General features: G+C 67.3%; 10 protein-coding genes and 4 pseudogenes. 6 read left to right on the top strand and 8 right to left on the bottom strand.

What is annotated here, in order from left to right:
* Window positions 1–313 precede the first annotated feature (313 nt).
* Window positions 314–667, top strand: coding sequence for a DUF2750 domain-containing protein (locus D3105_RS18890; RefSeq protein WP_118904323.1), 354 nt, complete (start codon window positions 314–316; stop codon window positions 665–667).
* Here D3105_RS18890 and D3105_RS18895 read toward each other — a convergent pair.
* Window positions 633–1,462 (bottom strand): IS5 family transposase gene (locus D3105_RS18895; protein ID WP_425315746.1). Its coding sequence is split into 2 segments (ribosomal slippage): window positions 633–1,111 and window positions 1,111–1,462, totalling 831 coding nucleotides; the frame shifts between segments, so codons are not numbered across the junction. The two genes, D3105_RS18890 and D3105_RS18895, sit on opposite strands and share 35 nt — an antisense overlap.
* A 143-nt stretch (window positions 1,463–1,605) precedes the next feature.
* On the opposite strand from D3105_RS18895, the gene D3105_RS18900 reads away from it, so the two are divergent.
* Window positions 1,606–2,441 (top strand): IS5 family transposase gene (locus tag D3105_RS18900; protein ID WP_240646950.1). Its coding sequence is split into 2 segments (ribosomal slippage): window positions 1,606–1,951 and window positions 1,951–2,441, totalling 837 coding nucleotides; the frame shifts between segments, so codons are not numbered across the junction.
* Here D3105_RS18900 and D3105_RS18905 read toward each other — a convergent pair.
* Entirely contained in the window at window positions 2,406–2,810 is a 405-nt protein-coding gene (locus tag D3105_RS18905) for a hypothetical protein (protein ID WP_118904317.1), read from the bottom strand. The genes D3105_RS18900 and D3105_RS18905 overlap by 36 nt on opposite strands.
* A gap of 112 nt (window positions 2,811–2,922) precedes the next feature.
* Between D3105_RS18905 and D3105_RS18910 the strand changes: the two are divergent.
* Window positions 2,923–3,668 (top strand): annotated as a pseudogene (locus D3105_RS18910) (IS5 family transposase); the annotation flags it as partial.
* Between the two features lie 207 nt (window positions 3,669–3,875).
* Here the strand turns inward: D3105_RS18910 and D3105_RS18915 are convergent.
* From D3105_RS18915 to D3105_RS18930, 3 genes and pseudogenes are all read right to left on the bottom strand, one after another.
* On the bottom strand, window positions 3,876–5,180 hold the full coding sequence (locus D3105_RS18915) for a DUF4241 domain-containing protein (RefSeq protein WP_118904318.1): 1,305 nt from the start codon (window positions 5,178–5,180) through the stop codon (window positions 3,876–3,878).
* Between the two features lie 351 nt (window positions 5,181–5,531).
* Window positions 5,532–5,888, bottom strand: coding sequence for a hypothetical protein (locus D3105_RS18920; RefSeq protein WP_118904319.1), 357 nt, complete (start codon window positions 5,886–5,888; stop codon window positions 5,532–5,534).
* Between the two features lie 400 nt (window positions 5,889–6,288).
* Window positions 6,289–6,915: pseudogene (locus tag D3105_RS18930) on the bottom strand (transposase); the annotation flags it as partial.
* Window positions 6,916–7,021: 106 nt separating this feature from the next.
* On the opposite strand from D3105_RS18930, the gene D3105_RS18935 reads away from it, so the two are divergent.
* On the top strand, window positions 7,022–7,786 hold the full coding sequence (locus D3105_RS18935) for a transposase family protein (protein WP_118904320.1): 765 nt from the start codon (window positions 7,022–7,024) through the stop codon (window positions 7,784–7,786).
* Here D3105_RS18935 and D3105_RS18940 read toward each other — a convergent pair.
* Complete coding sequence (locus tag D3105_RS18940) at window positions 7,765–9,561, bottom strand: protein kinase domain-containing protein (protein ID WP_240646951.1); 1,797 nt, start codon at window positions 9,559–9,561, stop codon at window positions 7,765–7,767. The two genes, D3105_RS18935 and D3105_RS18940, sit on opposite strands and share 22 nt — an antisense overlap.
* 200 nt (window positions 9,562–9,761) lie before the next feature.
* On the opposite strand from D3105_RS18940, the gene D3105_RS18945 reads away from it, so the two are divergent.
* On the top strand, window positions 9,762–10,532 hold the full coding sequence (locus D3105_RS18945) for a transposase family protein (RefSeq protein ID WP_098899738.1): 771 nt from the start codon (window positions 9,762–9,764) through the stop codon (window positions 10,530–10,532).
* Between the two features lie 325 nt (window positions 10,533–10,857).
* Here D3105_RS18945 and D3105_RS35405 read toward each other — a convergent pair.
* Window positions 10,858–11,183: pseudogene (locus D3105_RS35405) on the bottom strand (transposase family protein); the annotation flags it as partial.
* Window positions 11,184–11,293: 110 nt separating this feature from the next.
* Window positions 11,294–11,423, bottom strand: a pseudogene (locus D3105_RS18955) (IS5/IS1182 family transposase); the annotation flags it as partial.
* A gap of 127 nt (window positions 11,424–11,550) precedes the next feature.
* Here D3105_RS18955 and D3105_RS34955 point away from each other — a divergent pair.
* A partial coding sequence (locus tag D3105_RS34955) for a hypothetical protein (protein WP_206272800.1) occupies window positions 11,551–11,754 on the top strand: 204 nt, incomplete at its 3' end.

Genomic DNA, 11,754 nt, shown 5'->3' on the forward strand with positions numbered 1-11,754 from the left:
CTCCATCCTGATCTGGTTCGGTCTCGCGCTGTTGTCGATAAGGATGTTTGGTCCGCAGCTCAGTTGGCCTCTGCCCTTGGCATCGGCACTCGTGCTGATCTGGTATCCACAAGAATGGTGGGACTGGACGGCGAACTCCGCTACAGATTTGGTCAGCTGGGCGGCCGCCGCGGTCGCCCTGGCTGTTGGAGCGACCGCGAGCGCGGCGACTTCTTGGCGGACACGGGATTGGTCACGTAGGTGAGTGGTTCGTTCCCACTCCCCTAAGAACTCCAAACGAAATGAGCGCTGGAAGACGGTAAGGTCGGTGGACATGAGCCAGAGTGGTGCGGAAGCGGCGGCGTTCTTCCGCGACGTCAGCCAGAACAGCGCGGTCTGGCTCGTCCGGGATGACGATGGAAGCCCGACTCACCTCTCTGCGGATGGCACGCGAAGTCTTCCCTTCTGGTCGGCCTCGTCGCGGGCCCAGAGGGCAGCAAAGATCTGGGGGCATGGGCTTCGCATCGATTCCATGGCCTTGGGCACCTGGTGCGATCACGTGCTGCCCGATGCCGCCCGGGATGGACTCGTGATCGGCATCAACTGGAGCGGGCCGCGCCTGGTCGGTTGGAGCTTCACCCCCGACGAAGTTGTCAACCGTCTCGTGGCGGCTCGCACAGTGACCTGATGTGCCGGTGGGTGATGAGGTAGCAGGCCAGTTTGAGGAAGGCTTCGTGAATGTCGGCTCGACGTTCCCAGCGAACGCGGAGTTGACGGAAGCCGTGGAGCCAGGCAAAGGTCCGCTCTACCACCCAGCGGTAGACGCCGAGTCCGGTGCCGTGGCGGGTGTTTCGGCGTGCGATGGCGGGGACGATGCCGCGGGCTCGGACTTGGTCGCGGTAGATGTCGTGGTCGTAGCCGCGGTCTGCGAAGAGCGAGTCCGGCTTGCGTCGAGGATGCCCGACCCGGCCGCGGACGGGCGGGATGGCGTCCAGCAGCGGCATGAGCTGGGTGACGTCGTTGCGGTTGCCGCCGGTGAGGAGGACCGCCAGCGGGGTCCCGTGGCCATCCGTGATCACGTGGTGCTTGGAGCCTGCCCGGCCCCGGTCGACCGGCGACGGGCCCGTGTAAAGCCCCCTTTTAGCGCCCTGACGTGCGAGGAGTCGACCACGCAGCGGGACCAGTCGAGCCGGGCGGCCGCGTTGAGCTCGGCCAGCAACGTCTCGTGGAGCCGCTGCCAGACGCCGGCCTGGTTCCAGTCCCGCAGTCGACGCCAGCACGTCATCCCGGAGCCGAAGCCGAGCTCCTTGGGGAGGTGTTCCCACTGGATGCCGGTGTGCAGGACGTACAGGATCCCGCACAGGACCCGGCGGTCCGGGACCGGACGTCGACCGGGGTAGCGGAACCGCCGTTCCTTCTTGGGCAGCAGCGGTTCGATCCGCTCCCACAGGTCATCCGGCACGATCCACGGTGAAGTCCCCACGGTCCGGACAACGTCCAACTCGCCTACGAGGCACGGCCACCGGGGCTGATGTAGCTCATTGTGTTAGCCGTTCTAAGAACTCCTAACGAAATGATCTTCGAGGTGGTTGGATCACTCCGGGGCCGTTGATCTGGGGGTGCGGAGTGGCTCGGCGGAAGCCGTGGGACGTCGACGACGAGTTGTGGGCGGTGGTTGAGCCGCTACTGCCGAAGATCGAACGTCGCACTCGTCATCCCGGGCGGAAGCGGCATCCGGACCGGCTGGTGTTCCAGGGCATCCTGTTCGTCCTGCATACCAGGATCGCCTGGGAACACCTGCCGCAGGAACTCGGCTTCGGGTCGGGCATGACGTGCTGGCGACGCCTGGCCGAGTGGACCGAGGCCGGCGTGTGGCCCCGGCTCCACGAAGCGCTCTTGGCCAAGCTCCGCAGCGCGGACGCCCTGGACTTCTCTGCGGCGGCCATCGACGGCTCCCACATCAGAGCATTAAAAGGGGCCCCAAGACGGGACGAAGCCCTGTCGACCGGGGCAGGACGGGCAGCAAGCACCACCTGATCACGGACGCCACCGGCATCCCGCTCGCGGTCACTCTCACCGGTGGCAACCGCAACGACGTCACCCAACTCATCCCGCTGCTCCAGGCAGTGCCGCCCGTGCGGGGCAAGCGTGGCCGACCTCGGCGCCGCCCCGACGTCGTGCTCGGTGACCGCGGCTACGACCACGACAAGTACCGCCGTCTCGTCCGCGCGCTCGGTGCGAAGCCGCTGATCGCGCGACGTGGCACTGAACACGGCTCCGGACTCGGCACTCAACGCTGGGTTGTCGAGCGCGCCTTCGCCCACCTGCACTGGTTCCGCCGCCTTCGGATCCGCTGGGAGATCCGCGACGACATCCACGAGGCCTTCCTCACCCTGGGCTGCGCACTCATCTGCTGGCGACGCCTGTCACAGCCGACCCGAGCCCTCACCCTCTCGCAGTAGCCACTCCCGGACCGAAGGAGCTTGGTCAAGGAGCTGCCTGACCTGTATTCCCTCTTCGCGTGAGGTCACCTTCGGCAGCGGGGCGAAGTCGTCGGGGATCACGTCCAGCCAGCTCACCACGCGGTCCCCCGTATGCAGAGTGATCAGCAGTTCCCACCGCACGTGATCGGGAACGTCAGGGCGGTGGGACAAGGTGTGCCACAGGGCTGGCCACAGATAGTGAGTGCCGCCGGGCGCCACATTCACCCGCACCCACGTCGGGTCCAACCGCTGGCTCAGGCCGAGGTCGCCCGCCCGCTCTTCCAGCCGGAACAACGAGGCCGAATCGATGAACTTCACCTCGCGTGGCAACGGCCGCTCAACGTCCATCGCCCCATGCTCCCCGACAGCACCTCACGTCGGGCAACCGACCCCAAAGAGTCATTCCGTTAGGAGTTCTAAGACGTCGCTTCTTATGGCTTGATCGTTCGTTGAGCCGTGCATGACGGATCTCCTGGAGCGGTTGGTGCCGGACGATTTGTGGGCGTTGTTCAGGCGGGTGGTGCCGCCGACGGTGGTGATACGTCCGCAGGGTGGTGGCCGACGTCGGGCGGGTGACCGTGAGGCTCTGGCGGCGATCATCTTCGTGGCGACGTCGGGTTGCACGTGGCGGCAGGTGCCGCCGATGTTCGGCCCGGCCTGGCCCACGGTCTACCGCAGGTTGGCCCAGTGGAGCCGGGACCGCGTCTGGGCGAAGCTCTACCGCGTGATCCTCGATGAACTCGGAGCGCGAGGCGAACTGGACTGGACGCGGTGCGCGATCGACTCGGTCAGTCTGCGGGCTGCAAAAAGGGGCCTCTGACCGGACCGAATCCGACCGATCGCGGTAAGCCGGGATCGAAGATCCACCTGATCTGTGACCGGACCGGACTGCCGTTGTCCCTGGGCATCTCCGGCGCGAACATGCACGACAGTCAGGGCCTGGAGCCGCTCGTACGCGGCATCCCGCCCATCCGGTCGCGCCGCGGGCCCCGGCGCCGACGGCCGGCGAAACTACACGCCGACAAGGGCTACGACTACGACCACCTGCGTCGATGGCTCCGTCGGCGGGGCATCCGCCACCGCATCGCCCGCAAGGGCGTCGAGTCCTCGCAACGGCTGGGCCGACACCGCTGGGTGGTCGAGAGAACCGTGTCCTGGCTGGCGGGCTGCCGACGGCTGCACCGCCGCTACGAACGCAAGCCCGAATGGCTTTGTCCACGAGAACGGGAGTCGTTTGTCGATGAGCGCGGGAGGCACCCCGAAGGCGGCCAAGTCGATGTTCACGGCTTCGGGAGGCCCCCCGCCGCTGTCCTGGTGGGTACATGTACCCCGAACTCCAGGCGCCGAGCGTTGGGAACCGTGCTGCCGAGATCGTCACCAGGCTGGCGGCTGCGCCCGCGGGCAGGGCCCTGTCTACACAGCCGCATCGGTGGGTGATCCGTCCCGCTCCGGGAGCAGCGCGGGTATCCCCGCCACCAGCACCACGACGCCCGTTACCTCACCGGCCTCGGAACGGCCGACCCACACCGGGTAGGTGCCGTCTCCAGTCGTCGCGAAGGACATGAGCTCGCCGCCGGAAGCCTCGTCCCAGGTGCGCTGCATGAACATGGAACCGTCGTCGATGCCCTCGTACCCGTCCAGGTCCGGCTCCCCCCGCACCAGCTCTCTCTCGAAGAGCGCGATGAGCGGATCCCAGGACCCGGCGTCGGCGAAGCAGCCGGTGGCACCGTCGGTATCGAAGCCGGCTATCTGCTGCTCGATGAACAGCCGGGGATCGTCGTCCGGACCGAGGGCCATCTCCCAGGTCGCTGCGGGGGTCTCGCTGACGAGCAGGCGGACGGCTGTGGGTTGTGTGGTCGTGACCTCGGCGTCCCGCCACTCGCACTGGTAGCTGAGGCGGACCCGCGCCTCGTCGAGTACGTGCTCTCTGGGCGGGACAGGGACGGTAATGCGCGGTCCGTCGCCGTGGTCGATGTCCGGGCCGGAGACGGCCAGCAGCCCGCTGGGTACGCGCAGGGTGCCGACCCGGCGCGGCTCCACGACGGTCATCTCGGGGTGGTACCCGTCGGTCACGCGCACCCCGGGCCGGAACAGCTCGTTGATCGGCCCGGGCTGCGCGGGGCGCGGCGGACGCCAGCAGGTAGCGGGGGCGCCTCCGTCGTCTGGCTCGGGGGCCTCGGCCACTTCAGCCGCCTCGAAGGCCGGCGGCTCGATGAGCCCGTGTACCTGGGCCGAGAGCAGCGGCCACTCCCCGAAGGCGGGGCGGTCCATCCAGCGCTCGTCGTCCCGGAGTCCGGGCGAGGTGGCGTAGGAGCCCCCGCCCTGCCCCTGCCGCTCCTCGGTCCGTCGGCCCCTCCCGTCCGGGAGGAGGTCCACGGTGATGCGCGGGCACGCCTTGTCGAACTCCGCCATCTCTGGGCCTGTGTAGTACCAACCGACGGAGTACCGGCGCAGCAGCCGCGACGGGTCGTCCAGTAGCCGCATGTCCAGATCGCAGGTGCGGCGGCCTTGGGCGTCGTAGACCCACAGCCCGACGTAGTGGTCCCGCCAGGAGACCAACCGGACTTCCAGCGGGGCCTTCCGACCCGGCTCCCGATACACCACCACGTACGGAAGCCCGGCGGCATCCCGCTTTCGGGCCTCCTCGGCGGACATCGGCCGCCAGGGCGCACAAGCCTCCAGGTCCCACGCCTGCGCGTACCCCACCTCGACGACCATCGCCGCTCCTCTCCCTGCAACCTGCCTGGGTTCTGTGCTGCAAGGTAACCGCTGCCCGTGACAACGGCCCTACTGGGCGGACGGCGGGCCGGCTCCGGTGCCGAGACGGTTATGCCGGTGATCCGGCCGATGGCTCGCTCAGCGAGTGGCTTGCCAGCGTGATCCGTTGAGCCGCAGGCACTCAGCGACTCCCGAACTCATCGACATTGATCAAGCGGCAGGGTGATGCGGTGGCTCCCGAAGCCGTCGACAAACGACTCCCGTTCTCGTGTACAGAGCCACCCGAACACTTCCTCGCCTTCGTCGGCATAGCCGCAACCCTCATCGGCTACCGCCGTTTGGCGACCCTGCTCACGGCCTGATCCGGTCCTGCTGCACGTCGAAGCAGACCAGCCCCATGGACTCCGCCACGACTGCCGCATGGGCCGACGCTTCCGCGGCCCTGCGCCAGGCCAACCCGAAGTAGACCAGAGGACCACTTGCGCCGTCGATCAGCGGCCCGACCGACCACGGCGACGTCTCATCCTCGTCCTCAGTGATGTCACACCACCGGTCAAGAAGCCCCGCAACGTAGGCAGTGATGCGCTCGGACGGAGGCTCCTTGACCTCACCGTCGAGATAGCGGTCGTACAGGTCGCTGAAGGTCCGGCGGGCGCTCTTGTCGTCCGCCGGTCGCTCGCCTTCCCAAACGGCCAGGTCGTAGCTCATGCCAGGAGGCTCTCACACTGCTCTGACAGCCATAAGAAACGACGTCTAAGGGGGCTGTCCCGCAACGTTGAGGCGGGCGGTTGAGAGACCGAGATGTCCGCCGCTTATCCTCCTGTTGTGCAGCTGCCTCGGGATCCGTCGAACGTCGCCTATGCCCTGGTGGCAGCGTTTCCGACCCGTCTTGCCGGTGACGTAAAGAGCGTCCTGGCGGTCATGCCGGAGGCCAGACTCGCGCCGACGATGCCCTTTTGCCCTTCGAGGTCGAGGTGCAGGGCGAGACCGTCGCCATCCCGTCGCGCATATACAACGAGGAGCCGAGCCCTGACTCGGAACGGCCGCCCCTGGCCGGAACTCAGCAGGTGATTTTGCACTGCCTGTACTCCCGGCTCAATGAGCTTCTTCAGCGTTGCCGCTCCAGTGTGAGGACTGCTTTGGCGATTGACGTCATGCGGTTGGGGCTGCATCGGGACCTGCGGAAGATCCGCCAGGACTTCAGCCTTGCGACCCCGCGTTCGACGGGTGCTCGCGCTGCGGCCAGTGCCTGATTGCGGGACTTTTCGGTGGGGGTGAGTTCCTGCAGGGGCCTGCGTTTGATGCCGGTGGTCAGCCACGGGCCGGCGCCCTGGTAGGCGAGATCGGCCAGGATCGGGACGCCCTGGCGCTCGCAGATCCGGATGATCCGGTGGGCGCGGGCGGCGGTCAGGTCGTGGGTGCGGCCCGGCAGGGCGGGCGAGAGCCACAGCAGCCGGCCGCCGGGGTCGGTAACGACCTGCACGTTCACACCATGGCGCCGGTGTTTGTGGGAGTAGTCGGCCCGGCCGTCGCCGACCCGGTCGCATTCGGCGAGGGTGCCGTCGAGCAGGACGAAGTCGGGGTCGTGCTCGCGCAGCGTCTTGAGCAGGCCCGGTGCACGTGCGGCAAGCAGGTCGACGACCGTGCTGGTGTAGGCGTGGGCGGTGGACTCGCTGATCCCGAACCCGGAGGCGATCTTCGCAAGTGTGGTGTGTTCGCGCAGGTACACCAGTGAGCCTTTTCCAACCTGCCTCTGGGCCACGGCAGTTGAGCTGACAACATGGTGAAGCCCCTGGTAGATGGGTTTCCGACCCAAAATCCGTCTCCACCAGAGGCTTCACGTGCTTCTCTACCCGTCGGGCGTCGACGTATCCAGCTCCGCACTCCGCTTCCTCGCGCAGCAGTTGCGGCAGCACCGCCGTACGATCGGCTCCCGCTGGCGGCGCCTGAGCGCCGGTCGCCAGGCCCTGCTCACTCTCGCCCACCTGCGGGTGGGGCACACGTATGCCCAGCTCGCGGCCGGGTTCGGCGTCGGCACCACTACGGCCTACCGCTACGTCACCGAGGCTGTCGAACTCCTGGCCGGTCTCGCCCCCAGTCTGGCCGACGCGGTACGGACCGCGCCGGTGAAGGCGTACCTGATCCTGGACGGCACACTCCTGCCGATCGACCGCATCGCCGCGGACCGGCCGTTCTACTCCGGAAAGCACAAGAAGCACGGGATGAACGTGCAGGTCATCGCTGACCCCTTCGGTCGACTGCTGTGGGCATCACCGGCCTTGCCCGGCGCCGTCCACGACATCCGCGCCGCCCGCGAACACGGCATCGTGGGCGCTCTGGCACAGGCCGGCATCCCGTGCTGGGCGGACAAGGGGTATCGGGGCGCCGGCGGCACCATCCGCATCCCGTGCTGGGGACGGTGGGAGAACCTCTCCGTAGGCCAGAAGACGGTGAACCGGTCCCACGCAAAGATCCGGGCCCTCGTCGAGCAGGCCATCGCCACCCTCAAGTCCTGGCGGCTCCTCCGCAAACTACGGTGCTCGACCACCCGGATCACCAGCATCGTCCAGGCCGTCCTCACCCTTCATCTGACCGGATCAGAGTGAGGGGGAAAAGGCTCATTGAGTCGCGCGGACTGCATGATTGTCAGTCGGTGGACGTACCGAGCGGTCACCACAGCGGCAGGGATGACGAAGAGGCGGAGGGCAATGGTGATCCAGCCGAACTGCTTGAGGTCGGCTGTGCCGTCGTCACCGCCGCGAAAGAAGTCCACGCCGAAGGCCAGCCAGAACACCGGCCAGGTAACAAAGGTGACTAGCCAAAAGATCCACCAGATGCGCAGAGGGGAATCCGAGGTCATTCTCGCCTGTCCCGGCGGGCTGGAGGCGTGCCAGATGTCATCGGCAATCTGCTTGGGTAGATACAGATTGCGGACTGGGATGAACCAGGCTCGGACCGCCATGGAGGGGGCGTACCGCAGACGCCGAGGAGCGAAGCCCTCGGCGATGTCGCGGACCTTGGCGAACCAGAGCAGCCAGCATCCGACCAGACCGATCCCGGCGACGAACTGAGAGATCGCCCAGATGGCCATCATCTCCTCCTCGTAGGAGTGGTAGTCGTCCGGGCTGTTCAGCACGTAGATCATGTGTCCGACGATTCCGGCTGAGACCAACGCGAACAGGCCGAGCGCCGCATACAGGGCGACGGCGTAGGACTTCGCGGTCCGATCCCCACGGGGTTCGCCGTTGCGTTCGTCGGCAAGCAGGTGCAGGGGGTGCTCTCGCGGTCCGCTTCGGGGCAGTGGGACGACGTTGTGGTCCGTCGGCTGAGGAGCGGTGTCACGTGCAGTGTCGCCCCGAGCGGCGGATTCGTGCGCGGCGGCTCGCTCGCCCCTCGGCTCCGCAGGAACTGTCGGCACCTCCGATCCCGCCACGCCCGCCCGTGACATTCCAGACCGAGGGATGGCGTCGATGCGGGTGCGCGGGTCCTCGTGTTCGAGCAGTTGCGCCACGTCCTGCCCCAGCCTGGCCAGGATTTCCGCTGGCAGCCATGGCCCGAGGCTTTGGTACAGCGTCTCCTCTCGTGCCCGTAGTTCGGGCAGGGACGGGCGTGCGGCCGGGTCCTTGGCGAGGCAGTCCTGGATTAGTCCGAGCAGCGGTTCTGGTACGCCTGTGAGATCCGGCTCCTCGTGCACCACTCGGTACATGAGGGCGTGCAATTGGCCTTCGCTCGCCTCGAACGCCATGCGCCCGCAGGCCGCGAAGACCAGCGTCGCGCCGAGGGAGAAGACGTCGGCGGCCTCGGTGAGGCGTTCGCCGCGGACCTGCTCGGGGGCCATGAACCCGGGTGTCCCCACCACCATCCCGGCCGATGTCAGCCCGCCACGGGTGGCCGCGTCCAGTGCACGGACGATACCGAAGTCAATCACTCTGGGGCCGTCGATGGTGATCATGATGTTCGACGGTTTCAGGTCCCGGTGCACAAGCCCGGCGGCGTGGATGTCGCCCAGTGCCCGGCACAGCCCGAACGCCAGGCCACGCACCGACCGTTCGGGAAGTGGTCCATGCCGGGCCACCACCTCCGCCAGTGTCGGTCCGGGCACGTACGCAGTGGCGACCCAGGGCCGTTCCGCGTCCGGGGCGGCGTCCAACACAGCGGCCGTCCACTCCCCACCCACTTGTCGTGCCACGGCGATCTCATTGGCGAACCGACTCCGGAAGTCAGGCACCTCTGCCAGCTCCGCCTTGATCGACTTCACCGCCACCATCCGGCCCCGCGACGATCGGGCGAGGTACACCACACCCATCCCGCCCTCACCGAGCCGACCAAGCAATCGGTAGTCCGCGATCCATTCTGGATCATGGTCTCGCAGCGCCAGCACAGCAGCACAGCCCCCTCCGCCACAGGCGCGCACGGCGCGCGAATAACCAGTCAGGCTAGTGGAGACGGCCGGAGGAGACCTGTGGTTTCGTGACGCAACTCCAGCCCCCTGTTCTTGCTGAGGTTTTTCGTCAGTTCTGTGGGGGCGGTGGACTCGCTAAAGGGTGTTGCACAAGGCCGTGATCTGGGCATCTCCGGGGTATGGCTGGGGTGCTGAGGGCTGAACGCGTGTGGGTGGATACGTTCACGGGGTTGCGGTTGGAGCAGTTCGGGCGGTTGCTGAAAGTGGTCCGTGACCGGGGTGGGAACGGCACACTGCAGGGTCGGCCGTGGAGTCTGCCGCTGGCTGAGCGGGTGCTGGTGGTGGCCGTGCACTACCGGACGAACCTGACCATGCGGCAGCTCGGACCGCTCTTCGGCGTCTCGTCCTCGACGGTGTGCCGAGTGGTGCAGAAGCTGGGCCCTCTGCTCGCGCTCGAGCCCGTGGTCCGCCCCGCCGATGCGGCGGACCGGTTGTGGATCGTCGACGGCACCCTGGTTCCGGTGCGTGACCGGCGTGTCGGTTCCTCCAGCCGGAACTACCGGTTCTCGGCGAATGTGCAGGTCATCGTCGATGCCGACACCCGCCTGGTGATCGCTGCCGCCCGGCCGGTGCCGGGCACTATGGCGGACGCGCACGCCTGGCGCGACTCCGGTCTGGCCGAGCACTGCCAGGGCCTCACCGTCCTGGCTGACGGGGCCTACCTCAACTGCGGCATGGTCACCCCGCACCGCAAACGCCCCCGACGGGCCCTGCTGCCGGGCGAGGAGGACGACAACGCCGCCCACCGCAAGGTCCGCGCCCGGGTCGAGCACGTGATCGGACGGATGAAGAACTACAAGATCCTCCGCGATTGCCGGCAACACGGCGACGGCCTCCACCATGCCGTCCAGGCCGTCGCCCAGATGCACAACCTCGCCCTCGCATCATGACCAGAGAACCGTCTCCGCCGGCCCTGACCTGCCCGAACACGGCCTTGTGCAACACCCTTTAGTGGAAGCCTGTTTCCGTGTCCTCCAAGCCGTCTTTCGTTCTCTCCGCGTCTGTCATTCCTCCTTTGATGTGACCGCAGTCGGCCGAGGCCCGGGCAACTGCGTTGTTCGGGCAGGGAAACTCGAATGCCGAGATTGCACGAATGTTGGTGTTCTGTGGTGAAATCATGCGACGGTGAGAACGGGTGTGGGAAAGGCTGGCGCGCAGGCTTTACGGCGGCGTCAGGACACCAGTCGCCCGCCCAAGCTGGACAACGCCCAGGCCGATCGGCGGCAGCGTCCCGGCGAGGATCACGAACGCCTTGTGTGCCGCCGTCCTCACCGCAGCAGCCAGGTCTGGGGCGAGTGCGGCCAGTGCGTTGACGGCCTCGGCGATGTACCGGTAGGTGGTGGTGGCGCCGACACCGAACCCGGCCGCGAGCTGGACACAGGTATGCCCGCACCGCAGATGGGCCGGCCCGACAGGGCCTGGCAGCTGGCGCTCAGCCTTCGTCGGTGGGTGCCACGACGTCGGCGGTCCGCCCGCATCTGAGCCGAGAGGAAGCACAGGGCGGAGCAGGACACGTCGATCCTGGACGGATAGGAAAGCATGCGAAGCCCCTGGTGGAGATGGTTCTCTTGGTCGAAACCACTCATCTCCCAGGGGCTTCACTAAGCTGCCAGCCCAACTAACCATCATCGGAACAAGGTTGGAAAAGGCTCAGTGGCACCATCGCGCGCTGGGACTGGCGGAGCTTGCAGCGCCGGTCGCCCTCACGGGTGATGATCAGCATGGGTGACCCACTCCACGAGTGCATGCGGCAGGTCGAGTGCGGCAGGATGGACGACCAACGAGGCCCCCGAGCAGTGTTGTTGAGACGTCAGACATCTCGAACAACAGCCCGGGGGCCTCGTCCGTTGCGCCCCACGGCCCATCACCCGATCGGTTGCCATCTCGAAGAGGCTCGGTGATAGTCAGGTGACGATCCAGCTCACGAGTGACGAGGCACTGGTGCTGTCGCGCTGGCTGGAGATGCTCCAGATGACGGACCTGAGCCGCGTTGTCGACGATCCGGCGGGTCTGGGCGCCGATCCATCGGACCGCCGGCGGCCCTGTGGGCCCCGGGAGAGGGGTCTATGGTCGCTGCCTCAACCGGTCGACGATCCCCCACTCGACTACATG

The organism is Streptomyces globisporus, from assembly GCF_003501885.1.
In the GTDB taxonomy this organism is placed as follows: Bacteria; Actinomycetota; Actinomycetes; order Streptomycetales; family Streptomycetaceae; genus Streptomyces; species Streptomyces globisporus_D.